Raw genomic sequence first — 20,652 nt, forward strand, 5'->3', positions numbered from 1 at the left:
AGATGGAGCCTGCATGGACAGAGTGACGGCAGCGCGGGTGTTTAACCGGATTTGTGAACTGGGAAGCCTGAGCGCGGCGGCGCGCGCGCTGGATATTTCGCGCCCGATGGTCAGTCGCTATCTTGATGAAATGGAGAAGTGGGCAGGCGCACGCCTGCTGCACCGTTCTTCACGGCGGCTGACCATTACCCCGGCGGGTGAGCAGATTTTGCATAAGACACGCGCACTGGCCCGGCTGGCCAACGAGATTGAACAGCAGGGCGATGAGGGCAAACCGCAGGGCACGTTGCGCGTGGCCTGTGCACATTCAACCGCCACCCACATTCTTGGACCGATGATTCCGGCGTTCCTCGCGCGTTACCCGGCGGTGCGTATTGAGCTGGAGATCAATAATCAGCCGGTTAGCCTGGTGGGTGAGCGCATCGATGTGGCCATTCGCATTACCGACGATCCGGAGCCCGGCGCGATTGCCCGCAGGCTGGGTGAATGTGCCTCGGTAGTCTGCGCCGCGCCGGCCTATTTAACGCAGCAGGGCGAGCCTCAGACGCCAGCGGATCTGGCACAACATAATTGCCTGCACTACAGCCGCTTCGCCGGGCAGCGCTGGCAGTTTCACGATGCGCAAGGCGAGGCGGTTTCCGTAGTGGTGAGCGGCAATTTCAGCGCCGGTATTTCATCCGTGTTATGTGATGCCGCTATCGCCGGCTGTGGTGTTGCCATGGTGCCGGCAATGGAGGCACAGACTGCGCTGGCCAGCGGTCAGTTACGTTGCGTGCTGCCCGGCTTTCAACCGCGCACCTTAGGCATTTATGGCCTGTATATGTCGCGCGAACGCCAGCCTGCGGTATTACGGGTATTTCTGGATGCGGTGATGCAGCAGTTGCAAACGCTTTGAATCACCAGAGTGACAACGTCACTGGTGCCTGTCACGCGCTGTATGTGTTACGTAACACCGTTTCGACATACTGAACCATGGCGTTAAGCGACAAATCCACCGCACAACTGCTACTATGCGCCGCGCCGCGGCAGTTGAGCAGCGCGCCGGGTTCCACTTTCACTCATTTTTACCTGCTTAACGGCATGGGGTAGCACCGTAATGTTTCACGATTTAGGCATCATCAATCTCTGGACTTTCCTGGCGGGCGCGCTGGTGATCATTCTATTACCCGGACCCAACAGTCTGTATGTGCTGCGCACCGGGATGAGTCGTGGGGCAAAGCCGGCCTGTCAGGCGATAGCCGGGGTGATGGCGGGCGATTTGATTTTGATTTTCCTCGCCTGGGCGGGTGTCGCGACGCTGATCCGTACCAGTCCGCATATTTTTATGGTGGTACGTTATCTTGGTGCCATGTTCCTGCTGTATCTCGGCGTGAAGATTATCATCGGCGCGCTGCGCAAACGCAGCGGCGATCAACCGGCTGAAGCGGTAAAACAGGAAAACTATTTCCTGCGTGCGCTGCTGCTTGGCGTGACCAATCCCAAGGCGATTCTGTTTTACGTTTCGTTCTTCATTCAGTTTATCGATCCGCGCGTAACCCATACCGCGCCGGCGTTTGCCACCCTGGGTGCGCTGATTCAGGTGATAAGTTTCAGCTACTATTCCCTGTTGCTGGTGGCTGGCGCAGTGATGGTGCGCTATCTGCGCAGCCGCACCCGCCTGGTCAAGCTGGCGAACATGCTGACCGGCATGCTGTTTTTTGGCTTCGCCGTGCGATTAGTCAGCGCGCAAAGCTAACCCTTCTGACGCACGCCACGGCAGCAACGCCGCCTCCGCCGGCTGCACCCTAAAATGGCAACGCCATGATGCAGCGGTGCGCACAGTTTGTGCGTATTGCCTGCATCCGTATGACTGCCGCATCCATAAGTATTCCATCTTGTATCCCAGACCGTATCCCATCTGGTCCGGCGCATAACGGCCGCGCACACCACACTATTCTGGCACGCAAACTGCACTCATCCCGGTAGCCAATTAACCCGGGAGAACGATCATGTTTGATGCACTGCTGGATGAAGATGCCACCCAGCTGGCGGCGCGGGTGCGCGACGGCGAGGTTTCCGCGCGCGAGTTAACCCAGGCGACGCTGGATCGCCTGGAACAGCGGGAGCCGCTGATTCAGGCGTTTTGTACCCTGACGCCGGAGCGGGCGCTGGCACAGGCAGAGCAGATCGACTGCCGTCGTGCGCGCGGCGAGCCGCTGGGCGCACTGGCGGGTGTGCCGCTGGCGGTAAAAGATTTGATCTGTACCGCAGGTGTGCGAACCACGTCAGGATCGGCCGCCTACGCCGATTTTATTCCCGAAGAGGATGACATCACCGTTGAGCGCCTGCTGGCGGCGGATGCCATCCTGCTGGGCAAGACCACCGCGCCGGAGTTTGGCTACAGCGGTGTCGGCCATAATCCCCTGTTTCCCTCACCGCGAAATCCCTGGGATGTGAGCAAAACGCCGGGCGGATCGAGCGCGGGTTCCGGCGCGGCGCTGGCGGCGCGGCTGTGTCCGATTGCGCTCGGCAGTGATGGCGGGGGATCGGTACGTATCCCGGCGTCCCACTGCGGTGTCTATGGACTCAAGGCCTCGATGGGGCGGGTGCCGCTGTGGCCGGGCTGCCGCGATGAGCGCTATCCTGGCGTTTCCAGCTGGGAATCGCTTGAACATATCGGTCCGATGACGCGTAGCGTGCGCGACAGCGCGCTGATGATGTCAGTGATGGCCGGTCCGGACATGCGCGATCGGCACTCCATCCCATGCAGCGATGTTGACTGGCTGGCCAGCCTGCATCGGCCACTGCAGGGGTTGCGCATCGCTTTCAGCGCCGACTTTGGCTATATCGCCGTCGATGCGGAAGTGCGCGCCGTGGTCACCGCGGCCGCGCGTCGTTTCGCTGCGGCGCTGGGCGCAGAGCTGGAAGAGGTGGATCCCGGCATCGCTGACGAAAGCGCCAGCTTTGCTGCGCTGGTGGCGTTCGAAAGCGATCTGAGCGGCATGCGCCAGATCCAGAACCAGCTGGGAACAGCGATGTCACCGCACCTGAGTGCCATGCTGCAGCGCGACTGGCGCGCGGAGCATTTCACCGACGCCAATACCACGCGCAAAAAGCTCTGCAACCAGCTGTGGCGCTTTATGCAGCGCTACGACCTGCTGCTGTCACCGACGCTGGCGGTGCCGCCGTTTGCGCTGCACATGCAGGGCCCGGAAGTCATTGATGGCCGCATGGTGCGCAGCGATCACTGGCTGTCGTTCTGCTTCCCGTTCAATTTTACCGGTCAGCCTGCCGCCTCGGTGCCTGCCGGCTTCACGGCCAGTGGTCTGCCGATCGGTATGCAAATTGTGGGTCGTCATCTGGACGATGGTCTGGTGCTGGCGGCCAGTGCCGCTTTTGAGCGCATCCAACCATGGAATCATCACTATCCTGCTGCTATTGGAGTTCTCCATGAGTAACAAATCTTCCCCTGCGCTGGAGCAGGAGTTCGAGCATGAGCCGGTGCCGCTTAGCCATCGCCACTCGACGGGTTCGGTGTCGGCGGTGTGGTTTGGCTTTCCGATGATCCTCACTAATGCGCTGTTCGGCGGCATTATCACCTGGCATCTTGGCTTCTGGCCGGCACTGCTGGCGATTTTGCTGGGTAACCTGGTGCTGTTTGCCTATGTCGGCGCACTTAGCTGGTTCGCCGGGCATACCGGTATGAACTTCGCGCTGCAGGCGAAGCGGACCTTTGGCACCAAAGGCTATATCCTGGTGTCCGGCTTTCTTTCTACAGTGGTGATAGGCTGGTACGCCTTCCAGACCGGCCTGACCGGGACGGTGATCAACCAGACTTTTGGCTGGAACGCGCTGGCGGTCACCGCGTTTGCCATGGTGCTGTATACCGGCGTCACCTTTCTCGGGGTGCGGGCGCTGTCGGTGCTGGGAATGATTGCCGCTCCGCTGTTTGTGGTGCTGGGGCTGGTGGCGCTGTGGCTGGTGAGCAAGGATCATGATTTCACCACGCTGACCCAGTGGCAGGGCAGTCCGGCAGCCGCTGGCGCCATGAGCATGGGCACGGCGGTCACCATGGTGATTGCCGGCTTTGCGGATTCCGGCACCATGACAGCGGATTTTACCCGCTGGTCGAAGGACGGCAAATCAGCGGTGATCGCCGCGTTTTCCGCGTTCCCGCTGGCGAATGTGATTTCCTATCTGTTTGGTGTGGTGATTGTCGCCGTCGGCGCGGCGGTCGATCCGCTCAGCAACGGCGGTAACTTCCTGCCGCTGCTGATGGGGCACGGCATGCTGCTCTCCGTCATTGCCTTTCTGTTTGTGTTTATCAACCTCGGTTCGGTGTGCACGCACTGCCTGTATAACGGCGCGGTCGGTTTCAGCCATCTGTTCAGCAGCAAAATGCGCCTGTGGACGCTGATCCTCGGGGCCATCGGTGGCGTGCTGGCGCTGGCCGGCGTGTGGTCCTGGTTCCTCGAATGGCTCAGCCTGCTTGGCATGGTGGTGCCGCCGTTTGGCGCAGTGATGATTGTTGATCTGATCTTTATGGCAAAAATCAGCGAACAGCGGCAAACCCGGCGCCTGCGCGGCAGCGCGTTCGCCGCCTGGGCCATCGGCAGCCTGTGTGCGGTGATGGCCCACCTCGAATTCCCGCAGTTTGGTGAAGCGGTTATCGGGCTGGTCACCGCGGCACTGAGCTATACGCTGATCGTGAAATGGAAACCGGAAAGCAGCACGGCGGTAATGGAGAAAAGCAATGCCTGATTATATCGTTGATTCAACCCCCTATCCGTGGCCGTTTGACGGCAACTGCACGGTGCAAAACACCGCGTTGCTGGTGATTGATATGCAAACCGACTTCTGCGGCAAGGGCGGTTATGTTGACACTATGGGTTACGACATCTCCCTGACACGCGCCCCCATCAAACCGCTGCAGCAGGTGTTAGCGCGCATGCGCGAATCCGGCTTCCCGATCATCCATACCCGTGAAGGCCATCGTCCGGACCTGAGCGATCTGCCGGCCAACAAGCGCTGGCGATCGCGGCGGATGCAGGCGGAGATTGGTGCACCAGGGCCCTGTGGCCGCATTCTGGTGCGCGGTGAGCCAGGCTGGGAAATCATTCCCGAGCTGGCGCCGCTACCGGATGAAGTGATTATTGATAAACCCGGCAAAGGCTCTTTTTACGCCACCGACCTTGAGCTGATTCTGCACAGTCGCGGTATCCGCAACTTAATCATCAGCGGCATCACCACCGACGTTTGCGTGCATACCACACTGCGCGAAGCCAACGATCGCGGTTTTGAATGTCTGGTGCTGAGCGACTGCTGCGCGGCGACGGAGTTGAAGCATCATGAAGCGGCGCTCAGCATGATTCATATGCAAGGCGGTATTTTTGGTGCAGTGGCGGACTCGGCAATGCTGCTGGCCGCGCTGAACAGCCCGGCAGCGGCGCGGGTGAGCTAATCCGGCAACGGACGCGAATGGCGGGCTGGCCAGGCGTTGAGGTGCCGGGCCAGCCACAACCGCACACCAACCTTGCGCGGGCGTGATGATGCAGTCTGACCGGCCTCCGCCGGTCATGGCAAACTTCAGCCAACGTTGCCGGCAATCGTCAGATAGTCGGTATACATTTGCGGTGCGCCGGAGAACGAGGCCATGGTGCGCCATTCATCATACATACGCTCGCTCTCCTGATGGTTTTTCACAAACGTCAGCGATTTTTCGGTTGAGACGTCCATCGCCGGATGAAAGCTGTTGAGCGAGTCGAGGCTCTCGATCACCAGCATCACCGCATATTGCTCACTTCGATTACCGCCGGTGCCCTTCAGCATGTGAAACTTCCAGCCAGGATAGTCATCAATGCGCGCGACGTTCTCAATCATAAAGCGATCGAAGTCGGCAGCCGTCACGCCCGCGCGGAGCGCCAGATGATGAAAACCGACCACGCGTGCCACCGCAGGTTGAGCATCGGGCTGAAAGTTCGGGCCGGGCGGCAGTGAACTGTGGCGGTTTTCTGCCAGCAGCGAGAAGGTGGAGAAGAGTGTCGGTAACTCCCCGTAGGTGGCAAAGTTTTTCCACTCCTCAAGCAGCGCGCACGCCTCGGGCCGTTGTTGCCAGAAGGCGATGGCCTCAGCCGTGAGTTCGCCAGCCGGTGTGATATAGCGGTCATAGTCTGCCTGGCTGGGAGCCTGATACAGCATCAGGTATTGTTCCTGGCGTTCGCCGCGCAGGCCTTTTAACAGCGACCATTGCCAGCCCGGATAAGCAGGAATCTGCGTGCCGCGCGCCTTGAGAAAGGCTTCGAAGGTCGCGGCATTAACGCCTTTCTTCAGATTGAGCCCGACGTAGTGCAGGCTGAACACCGGTTGCGTTGAGGTTGTCATAGAAACTCCTTGTGAATATGACAGGGCAGAGGCGCTATTTCGCTGCCAGAGCGAAACGCGCCGCGAAAGTCACCAGCAGCAACATCACGATGCCGGCGCTGAGCGTGGTGGTCAGGAACGTGAGCTGGGCGCTAAAGCCAATCAGCGCCGGGCCCAGCAGTAGCCCGGAGTAACCGCACAGCGTGACGGCCGGTATGGCGTAATGCGCGGCGACAGTGCGCTGGTTACCCGCCGCGTTGAATAAAATCGGCACGATATTGGCCAGACCGATACCCACCAGCACAAAGCCGAGCAGGGCGCTCCACAGCCAGACGGAGAAAATCGCTAATGCCAGCCCCCCGCTGGCGACGAGACCGCCCCAGGTGAGCACGCGGCGACTGCCATAGTGATTAATCAGCCGATCGCCAAACAGGCGCAGCGTGGCGACAGCCGTGGCGTACAGCGTGAAGCTGAAACCGGCCAGCTGCATCGACATGGCGCGCTCACTGTTCACAAACACCGCTGACCAGTCGAGCATGGCGCCTTCGGTGAGGAACAGCAGGAAACACAGCAGGGCAATCAGCACCACGTTACGGTGCGTCAGGGCGCGCAGCGTACCGCGCGTTGGTTTTGCATCCGTGCGGCGACGGGGCAACAGGGCGGTATGGCTCATCAGCAGCAGCAATAAAATCAACACACACAGCGGCAGCAGCGCCAGCAGAGGCGCAACCTGCAGCCACAGCAGCAGACTCACCGCGCCGGCGCCAGCAATGCTGCCAAGACTGTAAAAGCCGTGAAAGCCCGACATCTTGCTGACCCCGGCCTCGCGCTCCACGATCACCGCCTGATAATTCATGCTGACATCCATCAGTCCGTTGATCGCGCCGAAGAGCAACAGCGCGCCCGCCATCGGCAGTGGTGAGGACAGCAGCATCAGCAGCGGCAGATCCAGGGCCAGTCCGGCACCGCACAGCAGCAGCAGTGTGCGACAGCCAAAGCGGGCAATCAGCGCGCCGGTAAAGGGCATAACTGACATGGAGCCTGCAGCGATACAGAACAGCAGCAGCCCCAGCATGCCGTCATTGATCGCCAGCTGCGCTTTGGCGAAGGGAATAAGCGGCGCCCAGGCGGCCATGCCCAGTCCGGCGATAAAAAATAGCGTGCGCGTCGCGCGCTGCTGGCGCAGGTTAAGCAGATTACTGTTCATCATCACATCCCGGTGTAGTACGGCGTTTAATCGCCTGGCCTTATCCATGGTCGGGCTACAGGTACACTGCAGCCTGTGCAGAGGCCCATAAAAACGTAATTAATATTTAACAGTAACAAGACTTGTCCTGGAAATGACGTAGCGTGTTCAGGTGGCTGTATTCAGTAGATTTTATTTATGGCATACACGGAAGGCATTTTAAAAAAGCGCGATGTGGGATGGGAGCGGTAATGACGGGTAAAGTCAACGATGACAAGAATTACTTTAATAAACTGAAATATATGGTAATTAGCCTGAGGTAATACAAGCTTCTCGCGCACTGTGTAGCGGTGCAACTTATTGCGCGATAAATCGCACCGCTATCCACCAGGATGAATTACCTGCACGTTGCTTAACTGAACAGCAGCGTTAATGTCATTAACCGGCAATTAAGAATATAAATATAGTTAATGATTTATCAGCGCGGTTAACAACCTGTAATCGTCAGCGCCAGGTCTCTTCACTTACTCATCCAGCTGTAAATAGCAGACACGCAGGCGGTGCCCGTCCGGGTCCAGCGCGGTAAAGGTGTAGCCAAAGTCCATGCGCACCGGCGATTGAATGATGGTGATTTCGCGCAGCACGCCCCATTCGTGATAAAGAAAATCGACATCGTCTTTGCGCGCGGTTTTAAACACAATTTCGCTACGCGCTGCACTGGCGGGCAGAGAGAGTGCGGGTTCAACGGTATACTGCGACCAGATACCCAGTTTAAAGCCGCTCTCAAACACAAACATGGCAAAGGTCGGGCTGAGTTCTGCGGGTTTGATGTCGAACAGCGCGGCATAAAAGTCAGCACTTTTCACGACGTTGGGCACATAAATAATGGTCATGTTAGCGGTAAGCATGGTGATCTCCTTGTGTGTTTACCGCTGCATAGTAGGGGGAGGCTGTGACAGATTTTGTCAGGAGTCTACCGGGTACCGCAGATTCTGATAATCCCGCCAGCGTTTCAGCAACTGATGACGCGTGTCGGGATAGAGTTCGCTGGTGACGCTGATCGCTTCAATGCGGTCGACGCGGAAGTTGCGGAACTCCTGGCGCAGTTCGCACCAGCCGCACAGCAGGCGCACGCGTTCAAAGTAGCCAATCACCACCGGCCAGATGGTGCGCGTGGAGAGGTTATCCTGCAGATCTTTGTAGCGCAGGCTGATCTTGCTGCGCTGATGGATTGCCTGGCGAATCTGCGGCAAATGGGTTTCGAATAATGCTTCGCCCTGGGAGGCGATCAGCAGCGACTGGTGATCGATACTCTGCGTAAGATGGGACGGAATCACAGCCTGGACTTTGGCAAGCGCATGGCGCGCGGCGGACTTAAGCTCATCGTCGGTGTGTCGGGTGACCCAGTTGAGCCCGAGCACCAGCGCATCAATCTCCTGCCGGGAAAACATCAGCGGCGGCAAATGGCCGTCGGATTTGAGTAAATAACCAACGCCCGCGCTGCCCTCAATCTCCACGCCCTGCTGCTGCAAACTAAGAATGTCACGATAGACGGTGCGCACGCTGATGTGCAGCTGTTCGGCGATACGCTGCGCGGTCAGCGGATAGCGATGACAGCGCAGCAATTGCAGCAGTTCGGGAAGCCGCTGAGTTTTAGACATGATACGCCAGCCTTAAGCGAAGAACGCGCGCCGGCAGGATTCAGGCGCGCAACAGTTGGCTTAATGTAGCCAAATCCGCCGTGCTTTGCAGCTCGCTGATAGTCAGTAACTGCTGCTGGCGCGCCGGCACTTCATGGCGCAGCGCCTGACGCAGTTTGGCCGCCACATCTACGCCATCCGCCAGCGACTGCTGCCGCGTGCGGCGCTGCTGCAGCTGACGCCCCTCTTTCAGCGTCAGCGTGACGAGATGAAAACGCCGCGCCGGGTTGAGCGCATCGGGCGGCGCGGACGCATCCGGCGTGCGACGCACTTTGGCCGCCAGCGGCATCACCGCCGGATTGAGTGCACCTTCGGCAAAATCTTCCAGCCGTAAATCGTCGTACATCAGCATGGCGGCGATCACGTACTCCAGGCTAAAGCGTGCTTCGATGCCGTTAGCCGGCACGCGAACTGCCGCCGCGATGTCACCACCCGGCGGGAAGGCGACCGTGATGTCATCAATATTTTCCAGCAGCGAGTCCAGCGAGTGGCCTTCCGCCAGCCAGGCGCGCCGCAGCAGACGTGCCGCTTCGGCAGCGCTGTGAGTTCCGGCGCAGGTGGGGAAGGGTTTGAACTCCAGACCGGGGGTACTGATGCGCCACGGCGCGCCCCAGTTTTCCACCAGCCGTTGCGGCTGCGCCTCGCCGTTACTGCTGGCGGCGAGAAACGCGTCGAGCACGCCTTCATGCCGGCCATCGAATTTCGCCAGCGTCAGCTGCGCCGCCATCACCGCACGCTCTGCCGCCAGTCCGGCGTGCAGCGGCTTCACCGCTGAACCAAACTGAGCGCGCAGTCCGCTGGCCTGGGTCGCCGCGATGCCGATCAGCGTGGCGCAGTCGGTTGCATTAAGCTGCAGCAGACGTGCCAGCGCGGCCGCCGCCGCCAGCGTGCCCAGCGTGGCCGTGTTGTGATAACCCAGCGCATAGTGCTGCTGGCTGGCGGCCAGTCCCAGCCGGCCAGCCACTTCCACGCCGATGACATAGGCATCAAGGAACGCTTCGGCAGTGGCGGGCTGCTGCTGCTGCCAGGCAAACAGCGCGGGCAGAATCGCCACGCTGGGATGGCCGCGAAAATCGGCATGGAAATCATCGTAATCCAGCGCATGCCCGGCATAGCCCAGCAGTAACGCCTGTGAGCGTACGCTGCCGTCGCCATAAACCTGTCGCAGCGCCGGTAAGCCGCTGTCCGGCACCTGCTGCTGTAACACCGGCCAGCTCACAGCGAGAAAATCCTGCACGCCAGTGCGCGCGGCATCACGTGCCGCCGCATCCGGCTGGCTTTGCAGGATGCGCTCAGCCAGCGCGAGGCTCAGGTTCATGCCTGCTCCAGACTGCGCAGCGCCGCCACGGCGAGCTGCGCGAGGTAGCGTGAGGTGGGCAGTAACACCGCATCATTGATGCGAAAAGCCGGATGGTGCAGCGCATAAGGTTCACCAGTGCCGATCATCACAAAGGCACCGGGCAGCTGTTGCTGATAAAAAGCAAAATCTTCGCCGATCGGGCTGGCTTCAACCACGCGCGCCTCAAGTCCGCTGGCGGTGGCCTGCTGCAGAGCAAAATCCGCCCAGTGCGCATCATTCACCACCGCAGGCGGACCGGCGTGCCAGTTAAACTCAACCTCTGCGGCAAAAGCCGCACCAAGGCCGAGCACGATTTCGCGGAAGCGCTGCTCCAGTCGCTCACGCGTGGACTGAGAGAAGGTGCGCACCGTGCCTTCCAGCCAGGCGCTGTCCGGAATAACGTTCCAGGTGCTGCCGCTGTGCAGCTGGGTGATCGACACCACCGCGTTGTCAGCGGAGGGGGCGTTACGGCTAATTAGCGTTTGCGCCGCGGAGACAATCTGCGCCGCGATAACGATCGGATCGTTGCCCTGATGCGGTTTGGCAGCATGGCTGCCGGTGCCGGTGATGCGGATATCGAAGCGATCCACCGCCGCGGTCAGCGCACCGGCTTTGCTACCCACCACGCCAGGCGGCAGCGACGGATCGTTATGAATGCCGAAAATCGCCACCGCCTCCTGCAGCGCGCCGGTGGCGATGACATCCGGCGCGCCCTGGCCGGTCTCTTCGGCGGCCTGGAACAGAATCCGCACGCGGCCGGGCAGCGTTGCCTCCTGCTGCTTAAGCAGAATCGCCGCGCCGAGTGCAGCGGAAGCGTGAAAATCGTGGCCGCAGGCATGCATCACGCCGGGACGCTCCGAACGAAAAGCGACGTCCGACTGCTCTTCAATCGGCAGCGCATCAATATCCGAACGCAGCACAATCAGCGGTCCCTGTGCTGGGCCGACCTCTGCCACCAGACCGGTTTTCAGTGGCAAATCAACGATGCGAATCTGGTGCTGTTCCAGCTGCTGGCGCAGGCGGGCGGTAGTTTCAAACTCCTGATTAGAGAGTTCCGGAAAACGATGCAGTTCGTGGCGAAAGGCGATCAGCTGCTCGCCCAGCGCTGTTTCATTCAGTTGGCTCATGCCTGGCTTCCTTGTGATGCCGCCTGGCGCGTCAGCCAGGCATCGTGCGCGGTTTCATCCAGCACTTTTTTCATATATTGCGTGATGTGGCCTTTGCCGAGATCGGTGGTGTGCATGAGCACAAATCCGCGCTTGCGATACATATCAATCAGCCAAGGATGGCTGATGGCGGTACCGAGCGAAACTGCCGGTGCGCGTAACTGGCCGCGTAAAATTTCCTGCTCCAGGCGATCCTGAACCTGGCGGCCAAACTGCTGCCCCGCATAGTCCGGGTGAGCACCAAACCAGCCGATATGCGGCAGGCCGAACGGACCCGGCAGCGGGCCCCACGGATAACGCACGGTGACCGAGGAGACCATCACGCCCTGGGCATACAGCGCATACACGCCGTGGCTTTGCAGATGCCGCAGCGTTTTTTCGCGGTCAGCGGTGGCCGCATCAAATTTGATCCCCAGCGCCAGCGTGGGTGCATAGGCGGCATGCATCAGCGCCTGATAAGTGTCCACTTCGTCTTCTGTGACCTGACGAAACTCAAGTGTCATAGCTATCCCCGGAAAACCGCCCGGCGGGCGATAAAGAAAGAAGGCTCAGAGTAGCAGTAAAGCGCTGACGGGCTATATGTGAAATCCGGATAAGCTAATGCAAATTTGTGAAAATGAAATGGCGGCTTTTTCATTGCACAAATCTCCATTTACCGTAGTATGCATAAAATACATAGCGCTATAACTATTTCGCATTAATCCTCTGAAATATAACAATTTTGTTATGGCGTTTTTCCTAATCAGGGTGACAACGTGTTAGCGATTAAATCTCCGCGTGCCTACGCACACGAACCGGGACTGCGTGCGCGCACCGGCGAATTCATTAAACCTTATGCTACGCATATCCGTATTTTCACCTCTCCGCGCGCCTGGCAGGCGGTTAATCCGCAATTAACGCAAAGTCTGGAAACCTGTGGTATTCGCTGGGAAATCGAGTATTTACACGGCGAATGCACCGACGCGGCCATTGATACGCTGAAAAGCAATCTGCAACAGCAGCAGGCTGAACTGCTGCTGGCAATTGGCGGCGGGCGCGTACTGGATGCGGCTAAAGCGGTCGGCAGCCAGTTACCGGAAATCACCGTCGTCAATTTCGCCACCGTCGCGGCGACCTGTGCCGCCTGGTCGCCGGTGGCGATTATTTATGACGCGCAGGGCGGCCACGTGCGCAGCCAGCCGCTGGGCAAAATGCCTGAACTGGTGCTGGTAGACAGCGAAGTGATTGCGCAAAGTGATGTGCGTTACCTCAAAGCGGGCATTGTCGACGCGCTGGCTAAATACTACGAGTTCTATCCTTATCTGCGGCACAACCCCCACGATCTCGCCCTCGATCTTAAAGTGATGACCGCGCAGCGCGCGCTGGATGTCTATCGCCAGCACGGTGCCGCCGCCGTGCTGGCCAACCAGCAACAGCAGGTAACGCCGGAACTGGTGAAGGTGATTGATGCCAGTATTGTGCTGGCCGGCCTGGCCAACAGCGTGCGTGACGTGCTGCCAACGCCAGGCTTTGCCCATGCCATTCATAACCGTCTGACCCATCAGCCGGAGCTGCACCACTGGCTGCACGGTGAAAAAGTCGGTTACAGCCTGCTGGTGCAGTCGCTGATTGAGCACGACGGTGAGCCGGACGCCGCGCTGCTGGCGCTGCTGCGGCAGTATGATATGCCGCTGACCTTAGCGCCGCTGCACGGCGATCGTCGCGCAGCCATCAGAAGCATTGCTGAACAGATCAAATTCCCGGCGGCCAGCGCCGAACGTCTGCCGTTCCGCATCAGCGCGGATGCCTTAGAGCAGGCGCTGCTGGCGACCGAGAACGCCTTTTAATTGTTATTGACCCTTTTATTGACCAGGAAAAAATATGGCTACTTCATCTTCACGCCGCATCCGTTTAGGGCTGTTTGTACAACCGGTTGGACAGCATGTGAGCGGCTGGCGGCTGACGGAAAATCTGGGCGATCCGACGGATATTGACTGGCTGATCACCATCGCGAAAAAAGCCGAAGCCGGCAAGTTTGATCTGTTCTTCGTGGGTGATGCCCTGGCGACCAGCATGTATCGTCTGCCTTCCACCATGGCGCGTCTGGAGCCGTTAACGCTGCTGTCGGCGCTGGCGGTCAACACCAAACGTATTGGCCTGGCGGCGACCGCCTCGACCACCTTCAGCGACCCGTTCACCATGGCGCGCAGCTTCTCATCGCTGGACCACATTAGCCGCGGCCGCGCCGCCTGGAACGTGGTGACGTCGTTCTCTACCGATGTGGCGCGTAACTTCAGCCGCAGCGATATGCCTAATCATGCGGAGCGCTACGCGCGCGCCCGTGAATTCCTTGATGTTACCTATAAGCTGTGGGACGGCTGGCAGGCAGGGGCGGTGCAGCCCAACAAAGAGACCGGTCAGTACTTCATTGATGACAAAATTCAGCCGATTAACCACGTCGGCGAGCACTTCCAGGTGCAGGGCCCGCTGAACATTACCCGCTCACCGCAGGGGCGTCCGGTGATTATCGAAGCCGGTTCTTCCAGCGATGGGCAGAAGCTGGCGGCAGAGACCGCCGAGGTGATTTTCACCGCCTCGGCCAGCCTGGAAGAAGCACAGAGCTTCTACCGTTCGCAGAAAGATCAGGTGATTGCCGCCGGACGCAATCCGGATCACGTGGTGATCATGCCTGGCGTGATGCCGATTGTTGGCCGCACGCGCGAAGAGGCCAAAGCGCTGTGGAAAGAGCTCAACACGCTGGTTGATATAGACAACGGTCTGCGTCAGCTCTCGCTGCGCTTCAATATGGATCTGAGCCAGTATCCGCTCGACGGTCCGGTGCCGGAAGTGCCGCTGGGTGAAGGCAACCAGAGCCGTGTGAAGCTGATGACCGACATGGCGAAACGTGAAAATCTGACGCTGCGCGAACTGGCCGCGGTAGCCGCCGGATCGCGTGGTCACCGGGTAATCGTCGGTACCGCGCAGGATATTGCCGATGACTTTGAGCTGTGGCTCAACGAGGGCGGTGCCGATGGTTTCAACATCATGCCGGCGATCATGTCCGAGCAGCTTGATTTGTTTGTGGAGCTGGTGATTCCGGAACTGCGCCGTCGCGGTCTGTTCCGCGAAGAGTACGAGTTCGCCACGCTGCGTGAAAACCTCGGCCTGCCGGTGGTGTGAGAGACAGGAGCGAAACATGATCACCCTATCGAAGCGCGTACAATCTGTGTCGCTCTCGGCTAACGCGGCGGCACGTCAGCTGACGTGCCAGCTAAAAGAGCAGGGCGTGGATATTCTTGACCTCACCACCGGTGAGCCGGATTTTGATACGCCCGCGCACATCCGTGCCGCCGCCAGCGCCGCGATGGATGGCGGTGAAACCCGTTATACGCCGACCAATGGCACCACCGCGCTGCGTAAAGCGGTGCAGGCCAAACTGGCGCGCGAGAACCAGCTGCAGTACGCGCTGGGTCAAATCTGTATCGCCAACGGCGCAAAGCAAATCATCTTCAACGCGTTTGCCGCGACGCTAAACGACGGCGATAAGGTGATTGTGCCCACGCCATACTGGCCAACTTTCCCGGACAGCGTGCGCTTCAATGGTGGCGAGGCGGTGCTGCTGCCTTGTCCGCTTGAGCAGCAGTACAAGCTGCAGCCGGCGCAGCTGGCGCAGGCGATCACTGAGAAAACCCGCTGGCTGGTGCTGAACAATCCCGGCAATCCCTCTGGCATGGTGTACAGCGCACAGGAGTTGCAGGCCCTGGCGACGGTGCTGCGCGATCATCCCGATGTGCTGATTATGCTGGATGAGCTGTACGAACATATCCTGTTTGACGATCGTCAGCATGTTAGTCTGCTGCAGGTGGCGCCGGATCTGGCTGAACGCGTTTTGCTGGTGGGAGGCGTGTCGAAAACCTATGCCATGACCGGCTGGCGCATTGGCTTTGCTGCCGGGCCGCAGCCGCTGATTGATGCCATGGTGGTGGTGCAGTCGCAGAACAGTTCTGGCGCCAGCGCCATCAGCCAGGCGGCGGCGGTTGCGGCCTTTAGCGGTGGGCTCGATTTTCTGCCCCCGCAGCGCGCCGCGTATCAGGCGCGACGCGATGTCATTGTGCAGCAGTTGCAGCAGGTGGCCGGCATTGAAGTGCTGCAACCTCAGGGCGCATTTTTTGTCTTTTGTCGCTGTGCTGGCCTGCTGGGCAAAACCCGGCCTGACGGCGCCGTACTGCATGACGAACAGGATGTGCTGAATTATCTGCTGGAGAGCGGTGTGTCCGGCGTGGCGGGCAGTGCTTACGGCCTGTCGCCGTATTTCCGTTTGTCGATCGCCACGGATATCGATAGCGTGCAGGAGGCGGGTAAACGTATTGCGCGCGCCTGTGCAGCGTTAATCTGACGGGCGGGTGTGGGAAGGCGTAATGGCCTGATCACCTCGCGGCACACTGTATGAAAGGAATGCATGAAAGGATTGCATGAAAGCATTTAGGGTGCCGGGATACAGGGGCGGTGATGCGGCAATTAGCCGGTTCCGCCCCGATTTCCTGCGACTGGATTAAATCAGAAAATCATCCAGCGAACCGCCAGCGTCAATCGCTGACTTTATCGGCGAGGGAGTACGACCCTGACCGGTCCAGAATTTCTCATTACCCTGTTCGTCGGTAAATTTATACTTCGCCGGACGCGGTGCACGTTTTGCTTTGCTCTTCGTTTCACCCTGGTTTAATTGCGCCAGTTCATTAATTGTAATGCCGTCTTTGCGCAGCATCTCTTTATATAACGCCAGCTTCTCTTCTTTTTCGCGCTGTGCAGCACTCTCTGCCGCCGTCTCTTCGCGGCGTTCGGCGACCACCACGGCAAACTTCTCCAGCATTTCGTTTAATACCGCAACCTCAATATTACGTGCTTCAGCACGCAGCGTACGAAGATTGTTCAATGCCTTGAGTGCATCGCTCATGTATAAACCCTTATTACTGATATCACTGATTTGAAAGCGTGTATTCTACGGCAATTTTATTCAAATGGAAATATTCACCCGCCGACAGATTTGTCCGGAAATATGCCCCGACCTGTACAGTTTTTGATTGGGCGTAAAGATTTTTGTCTCTTCATTGATTACGCATAAACATGTTAGCGGCTGATTTAATATTACTCGCCACCTACGTTAAGCCGTTCATTTAACATCGCGGCATCTCACACAATATACGTCACGGCGATTTACAGCTTAATAAATGGCGCCATGTTAACAACGCAGCGATTGCTGCAGGATTAAAAGCATAACTGGTCCACCTTAGCGCAGAAAAGGAAACTTTATAAACACCTTTCCTATCGGCAGCGTAATTATAAATCAATGGCGGTGACCGGGTACGAAGCTGGTACATGCGTGGTGTTCAGATGCCAGATCAGGATGCAGGCACAGCCGTTCAGGCGGGGAGGCCGTAGCTCACGCACCGGTTGACTGAGATTAAGGATGATTTCAGGCGTGATAGTTTCCTGTAAAGCAGCCTCAGGGCCGTTACTCCCTGAAGCATAAGATTTTTTCGCAGTGTAAAGGCGTCAGAAAGGCCGTAACAATTTCTTGCAATGCTAATCTTAATGCGTATATTTCTCATTTGCTTTCTTAACCAAATGCTCACCACAAAATAACGATAAGCCGATTGAGGAATATTATGTCTTGCAAAGAGATGCGCGTCCGGGACGGAGGTCTTGCGCCGCAGCGCGCGCTGCGCCGGTCACTGCTGGCAGTGCTGGTTGCCTCGGGTGTCGCTCAGGCGGCCGATACGCAAAACAGTGAGGCCACCCTGATCGTTGATGCCAGCGCCAGCGCAGAAGCGCAGCAGGCGCAGGCCGCAGCGGATTACAGCGTACCGGTGACGCGGGCCGGCACCAAAATGGCGCTGACCGCACGTGATATTCCCCAGTCGGTCACCATCGTCAGCAAGCAGCGCATGCAGGATCAACAGCTGCAGTCGCTGAACGACGTACTGAGCAACACCACCGGCATCCACGGTGTGGCCGCCGATATGGACCGCATCAATTACTATTCGCGCGGTTTCCTGATCGATAATTACATGACCGACGGCATTCCGACCGCGTTTGCCCAGCGCTGGAACCTCGGTGATGCGCAGACCGATACCGCGCTGTACGAGCGCGTCGAAGTGGTGCGCGGCGCAACGGGCCTGCTGACCGGACCGGGCAATCCTTCCGCCGCCATCAACATGGTGCGTAAACATGCCGACAGCAAAGAGTTTACCGGTAGCCTTGAAGCGGGCTATGGCAGCTGGAATAAGCAGCGTTACGTCGCCGATCTTTCTGCACCGTTATCACCGGAAGGCAACGTGCGCGGTCGCCTGGTTGCCGGCTATGAAGACAAAAACAGCTTCATTGAACGCTACGGCGCCGATAAGAAGTTTATCTACGGCGTGGTCGACGCTGACGTGACGGACGCCACCAGACTGTCTGTTGGTTATGAATTCAGCCAGGTAAATACCGATTCACCGATGTGGGGCGGTGCGCCGCGCTGGTACACCGACGGCACGCAGATCCACTCCCGTCGCGGCTATAACACCGCACCTGAATGGGCTTACAACAACAAAGAAAATAAAAAGGTCTTTGTTAATCTGCAGCAGAATTTCGATAACGGCTGGAACATCACCCTTAACGGCACGCATAACGAGATGTTCCTCGACAGCAAGCAGCTGTATCTCGACGGTTACTTCGATAAAACCACTGGCGCAGGCGTCTCTGGTTATGCCGGCTATCCGGTGGTGGGCGGAACCGGCTACAACACCGGCAAACGTAAGGTGGATGCGGTCGATGCCTTCGCCAGCGGTCCTTATGAACTGCTGGGCCGCCAGCATGAGCTGATGGTCGGGGTGAACTACAGCCGTCAGGACAACAAATATTACAGCGCCTGGGCCAACATTTCGTCAGCCGAGCTGGGCAACTTCAACCAGTTTAACGGCGATTTCCCGGAAACCGACTGGAATCCGCGTGAACCCGCGGCCGACACCCAACTGGTGCGGCAGAAGTCAGCGTATCTTGCGACGCGCATCAATCTGGCCGATCCGCTGCACCTGATTGTCGGGGCGCGCTACACCAACTGGAACCGCCAGACGCTGACGGCAGAGATGGAGAAAAACAACATCACGCCGTACGGTGGGGTGATTTGGGACTTCTACGATAACTGGTCTGCCTACGCCAGCTACACTTCGGTGTTCCAGCCGCAGGATTATCAGGATGCGTCAGGCGCTTATCTCTCGCCGGTGATTGGCAAAAACTACGAAGCTGGCGTGAAATCTGACTGGTTCAACAGCCGTCTGACCACCTCGGTATCGATCTTCCGCACCGAACTGGATAACGTCGGTCAGAGCACCGGACAGACCAATGCGCAGACCGGTAATACCATTTACGTGGCGAAGAAGGGTGTGGTAAGTCGTGGCGTCGAGTTTGAGGTGAATGGGGCGCTGACCGATAACTGGCAGATGACCTTTGGCGGGACTTCGTATGTGGCGGAAGATGCCAACGGCGATCGCTATAATTCACAGCTGCCGCGCACGTCGTTCAACCTGTTCACCAGCTATCGCCTGCCGATGCTGGACCAGCTGACGCTGGGCGGCGGGGTGAACTGGCAGGCGAGAACTTACGCGGATATCAATGGCCCGGATGGCAATGGCACCTGGCGCACCCGTCAGGGCAGCTATGCGCTGGTGGATCTGTTCGCGCGCTACGACGTGACCAAAAACCTCAGCCTGCAGGCCAACCTGAATAACCTGTTCGACAAAGAGTACGACGAAAACGTCGACAGCACCGGCATCGTCTACGGCGAACCGCGCAATTTTATGCTGTCCGCGAAATACCGTTTCTGATCATTAAGCAAGAGCCCAAAGCGGCACTTAACGTTCCCTCTCCCGGGGAACAGGCCGCACCTGACATTCCCTCTCCCGCGTGCGGGAGAGGGTTAGGGTGAGGGGAAAACCGCACCCTCCCCAACCCATGCACCTCAACATCCCGCCGCAATATAATCCCCGTTGGCACTCACCGGCACCACGGTAAAAAACAGCACCAGCGCAAACATCACCAGCAATATCCCACCGGCGATCCGTACCGCTCTCAGCAGCGACACCGCCTGCGGCGAGCGCTCTGCCAGCCACAGCTGCCCGGCGCGCTGACGATAATGTTGCACAAACAGTGCCAGCGCCACCAGCGCCATGCCGGTACCGAGCGCCATACTCATCACCGCCAGCATACCCCAGCGCGTAATCCCGATGACGCTGGCGAACAGCAGCACCGTCAGCGCACCGCTGCACGGCCGCACGCCGGTGGCAATGATAATACCCGCCCAGCTTTTCCAGTCGCTGCCGTGCCCAGCCGCGACGCCATGCGCGTGGCCGCAATGATCATGATGATGCTCCGCTGGTGGCCTGCGCCAGGCTTGCAGCAGCAGCATCACGCCCAGCCCGGCAATGAACACAGCGCTGGCTTTCTCCAGATACCAGCGACTCAGGCTGAGATCGCCGGTGGTCAGGTTAAAACCAACCGCCAGAATAAAGACAAAGGCAATCGCGCTCAGGCCCTGCACCAGGCTGCCCAGCAGCGGCACGCTCAGCGCCACGCCGCGCGGGGGCTGATGGGTGGTCAGCCAGGTGGTAACGATAAATTTACCGTGCCCGGGACCCACCGCGTGCAGAATGCCGTAAATGAAGGTCACAGCTAGCAGCCACAGTCCGGCACTGTACTGGCCGCTATTGATTTGCAGTAAATGGGTAACCAGCAGCCGGTGCAGCTGAATCTGACTTTGCAGCGCCCATGCCTGAAACGCGCTCCAGTGCAATGACAGCAGCGTCAGCGCGCTCAGCAGCAGCACGCTCGCGCAGAGAAATCCGGTTTTGGTGGCGGTCATAGTAATGAAGAAAGTGGTCCTGAATGTCACCAGCATGCGGATTT

Annotated in this window: 19 protein-coding genes; 9 read left to right on the plus strand and 10 right to left on the minus strand. The window is 58.8% G+C overall.

The features are described from left to right. The first annotated feature begins 13 nt into the window (after positions 1 to 13). Positions 14 to 895 (plus strand): LysR family transcriptional regulator, encoded by an 882-nt coding sequence (locus tag F3I21_RS11460; protein ID WP_150058944.1) that lies wholly within the window; start codon positions 14 to 16, stop codon positions 893 to 895. Positions 896 to 926: 31 nt separating this feature from the next. Here F3I21_RS11460 and F3I21_RS23530 read toward each other — a convergent pair whose 3' ends face one another. Beyond that, positions 927 to 1,058 carry a hypothetical protein gene (locus F3I21_RS23530; RefSeq protein ID WP_255467576.1) on the minus strand — a complete coding sequence of 44 codons (132 nt, stop codon included), beginning with the start codon at positions 1,056 to 1,058 and terminating at the stop codon, positions 927 to 929. A gap of 38 nt (positions 1,059 to 1,096) precedes the next feature. Here F3I21_RS23530 and leuE point away from each other — a divergent pair, with 38 nt between their 5' ends. From leuE to F3I21_RS11480, 4 genes are all read left to right on the plus strand, one after another. Next, a complete protein-coding gene (gene leuE / locus F3I21_RS11465; RefSeq protein ID WP_058770263.1) occupies positions 1,097 to 1,735 on the plus strand; it encodes a leucine efflux protein LeuE in 639 nt (212 codons plus the stop codon). Between the two features lie 253 nt (positions 1,736 to 1,988). Further along, positions 1,989 to 3,437, plus strand: a complete 1,449-nt coding sequence (locus F3I21_RS11470; protein WP_104187461.1) for an amidase — start codon at positions 1,989 to 1,991, stop codon at positions 3,435 to 3,437. Further along, positions 3,430 to 4,740, plus strand: a complete 1,311-nt coding sequence (locus F3I21_RS11475) for a cytosine permease (RefSeq protein WP_021509019.1) — start codon at positions 3,430 to 3,432, stop codon at positions 4,738 to 4,740. Before F3I21_RS11470 ends, F3I21_RS11475 begins: the two co-directional genes overlap by 8 nt. Next, complete coding sequence (locus F3I21_RS11480) at positions 4,733 to 5,440, plus strand: cysteine hydrolase family protein (RefSeq protein ID WP_104187459.1); 708 nt, start codon at positions 4,733 to 4,735, stop codon at positions 5,438 to 5,440. Before F3I21_RS11475 ends, F3I21_RS11480 begins: the two co-directional genes overlap by 8 nt. A 125-nt stretch (positions 5,441 to 5,565) precedes the next feature. On the opposite strand, the gene F3I21_RS11485 is transcribed toward F3I21_RS11480, so the two are convergent. From F3I21_RS11485 to F3I21_RS11515, 7 genes are all read right to left on the minus strand, one after another. Continuing rightward, the gene (locus F3I21_RS11485) at positions 5,566 to 6,360 is read right to left on the minus strand and encodes a hypothetical protein (protein WP_058770261.1); all 795 of its coding nucleotides are present in this window, start codon (positions 6,358 to 6,360) and stop codon (positions 5,566 to 5,568) included. 34 nt (positions 6,361 to 6,394) lie between these two features. Beyond that, on the minus strand, positions 6,395 to 7,549 hold the full coding sequence (locus F3I21_RS11490) for an MFS transporter (RefSeq protein ID WP_150058945.1): 1,155 nt from the start codon (positions 7,547 to 7,549) through the stop codon (positions 6,395 to 6,397). A gap of 500 nt (positions 7,550 to 8,049) precedes the next feature. Continuing rightward, positions 8,050 to 8,433: a VOC family protein gene (locus F3I21_RS11495; RefSeq protein ID WP_058759086.1), complete on the minus strand. Its 384-nt coding sequence runs from the start codon at positions 8,431 to 8,433 to the stop codon at positions 8,050 to 8,052. Between the two features lie 57 nt (positions 8,434 to 8,490). Beyond that, positions 8,491 to 9,186 carry a YafY family protein gene (locus F3I21_RS11500; protein WP_059012491.1) on the minus strand — a complete coding sequence of 232 codons (696 nt, stop codon included), beginning with the start codon at positions 9,184 to 9,186 and terminating at the stop codon, positions 8,491 to 8,493. Positions 9,187 to 9,226: 40 nt separating this feature from the next. Further along, complete coding sequence (locus tag F3I21_RS11505) at positions 9,227 to 10,543, minus strand: MmgE/PrpD family protein (protein ID WP_127834948.1); 1,317 nt, start codon at positions 10,541 to 10,543, stop codon at positions 9,227 to 9,229. Further along, on the minus strand, positions 10,540 to 11,691 hold the full coding sequence (locus tag F3I21_RS11510) for an amidohydrolase (protein ID WP_058775941.1): 1,152 nt from the start codon (positions 11,689 to 11,691) through the stop codon (positions 10,540 to 10,542). Before F3I21_RS11510 ends, F3I21_RS11505 begins: the two co-directional genes overlap by 4 nt. Next, positions 11,688 to 12,233, minus strand: coding sequence for a GNAT family N-acetyltransferase (locus F3I21_RS11515; protein WP_021509027.1), 546 nt, complete (start codon positions 12,231 to 12,233; stop codon positions 11,688 to 11,690). Before F3I21_RS11515 ends, F3I21_RS11510 begins: the two co-directional genes overlap by 4 nt. Before the next feature lie 252 nt (positions 12,234 to 12,485). Between F3I21_RS11515 and F3I21_RS11520 the strand changes: the two genes are divergently transcribed. The 3 genes from F3I21_RS11520 to F3I21_RS11530 are packed head-to-tail and all read left to right on the plus strand — an operon-like array spanning position 12,486 to position 16,105. Further along, positions 12,486 to 13,556: an iron-containing alcohol dehydrogenase family protein gene (locus F3I21_RS11520; RefSeq protein WP_058770256.1), complete on the plus strand. Its 1,071-nt coding sequence runs from the start codon at positions 12,486 to 12,488 to the stop codon at positions 13,554 to 13,556. A 34-nt stretch (positions 13,557 to 13,590) separates the two neighbouring features. Continuing rightward, positions 13,591 to 14,889, plus strand: a complete 1,299-nt coding sequence (locus F3I21_RS11525; protein WP_058770255.1) for an LLM class flavin-dependent oxidoreductase — start codon at positions 13,591 to 13,593, stop codon at positions 14,887 to 14,889. A 16-nt stretch (positions 14,890 to 14,905) separates the two neighbouring features. Then, complete coding sequence (locus F3I21_RS11530; protein WP_150058946.1) at positions 14,906 to 16,105, plus strand: aminotransferase class I/II-fold pyridoxal phosphate-dependent enzyme; 1,200 nt, start codon at positions 14,906 to 14,908, stop codon at positions 16,103 to 16,105. Positions 16,106 to 16,261: 156 nt separating this feature from the next. On the opposite strand, the gene F3I21_RS11535 is transcribed toward F3I21_RS11530, so the two are convergent. Beyond that, complete coding sequence (locus F3I21_RS11535; RefSeq protein WP_021509031.1) at positions 16,262 to 16,663, minus strand: H-NS family nucleoid-associated regulatory protein; 402 nt, start codon at positions 16,661 to 16,663, stop codon at positions 16,262 to 16,264. A 712-nt stretch (positions 16,664 to 17,375) separates the two neighbouring features. On the opposite strand from F3I21_RS11535, the gene fhuE reads away from it, so the two are divergent. Then, complete coding sequence (gene fhuE / locus F3I21_RS11540) at positions 17,376 to 19,574, plus strand: ferric-rhodotorulic acid/ferric-coprogen receptor FhuE (protein WP_150058947.1); 2,199 nt, start codon at positions 17,376 to 17,378, stop codon at positions 19,572 to 19,574. A gap of 134 nt (positions 19,575 to 19,708) precedes the next feature. Here fhuE and F3I21_RS11545 read toward each other — a convergent pair whose 3' ends face one another. Further along, on the minus strand, positions 19,709 to 20,608 hold the full coding sequence (locus F3I21_RS11545) for a nickel/cobalt transporter (RefSeq protein ID WP_150059107.1): 900 nt from the start codon (positions 20,606 to 20,608) through the stop codon (positions 19,709 to 19,711). Positions 20,609 to 20,652: the final 44 nt, after the last annotated feature.

This window comes from Pantoea sp. B_9, assembly GCF_008632015.1.
Classification (GTDB): domain Bacteria; phylum Pseudomonadota; class Gammaproteobacteria; order Enterobacterales; family Enterobacteriaceae; genus Pantoea; species Pantoea dispersa.

Excerpts from the sequence above, each read along its gene's own strand:
- F3I21_RS11470 (WP_104187461.1), top strand. The coding sequence starts at position 1,989 with ATGTTTGATGCACTGCTGGATGAAGATGCCACCCAGCTGGCGGCGCGG.
- F3I21_RS11530 (WP_150058946.1), top strand. The coding sequence starts at position 14,906 with ATGATCACCCTATCGAAGCGCGTACAATCTGTGTCGCTCTCGGCTAAC.
- F3I21_RS11525 (WP_058770255.1), top strand. The coding sequence starts at position 13,591 with ATGGCTACTTCATCTTCACGCCGCATCCGTTTAGGGCTGTTTGTACAA.
- F3I21_RS11510 (WP_058775941.1), bottom strand. The coding sequence starts at position 11,691 with ATGAGCCAACTGAATGAAACAGCGCTGGGCGAGCAGCTGATCGCCTTT.
- F3I21_RS11515 (WP_021509027.1), bottom strand. The coding sequence starts at position 12,233 with ATGACACTTGAGTTTCGTCAGGTCACAGAAGACGAAGTGGACACTTAT.
- F3I21_RS11460 (WP_150058944.1), top strand. The coding sequence starts at position 14 with ATGGACAGAGTGACGGCAGCGCGGGTGTTTAACCGGATTTGTGAACTG.
- F3I21_RS11485 (WP_058770261.1), bottom strand. The coding sequence starts at position 6,360 with ATGACAACCTCAACGCAACCGGTGTTCAGCCTGCACTACGTCGGGCTC.
- F3I21_RS11545 (WP_150059107.1), bottom strand. The coding sequence starts at position 20,608 with ATGACCGCCACCAAAACCGGATTTCTCTGCGCGAGCGTGCTGCTGCTG.
- F3I21_RS11535 (WP_021509031.1), bottom strand. The coding sequence starts at position 16,663 with ATGAGCGATGCACTCAAGGCATTGAACAATCTTCGTACGCTGCGTGCT.
- F3I21_RS11495 (WP_058759086.1), bottom strand. The coding sequence starts at position 8,433 with ATGCTTACCGCTAACATGACCATTATTTATGTGCCCAACGTCGTGAAA.
- F3I21_RS11490 (WP_150058945.1), bottom strand. The coding sequence starts at position 7,549 with ATGATGAACAGTAATCTGCTTAACCTGCGCCAGCAGCGCGCGACGCGC.
- F3I21_RS11500 (WP_059012491.1), bottom strand. The coding sequence starts at position 9,186 with ATGTCTAAAACTCAGCGGCTTCCCGAACTGCTGCAATTGCTGCGCTGT.
- F3I21_RS11475 (WP_021509019.1), top strand. The coding sequence starts at position 3,430 with ATGAGTAACAAATCTTCCCCTGCGCTGGAGCAGGAGTTCGAGCATGAG.
- fhuE (WP_150058947.1), top strand. The coding sequence starts at position 17,376 with ATGTCTTGCAAAGAGATGCGCGTCCGGGACGGAGGTCTTGCGCCGCAG.
- F3I21_RS11480 (WP_104187459.1), top strand. The coding sequence starts at position 4,733 with ATGCCTGATTATATCGTTGATTCAACCCCCTATCCGTGGCCGTTTGAC.
- F3I21_RS11505 (WP_127834948.1), bottom strand. The coding sequence starts at position 10,543 with ATGAACCTGAGCCTCGCGCTGGCTGAGCGCATCCTGCAAAGCCAGCCG.
- leuE (WP_058770263.1), top strand. The coding sequence starts at position 1,097 with ATGTTTCACGATTTAGGCATCATCAATCTCTGGACTTTCCTGGCGGGC.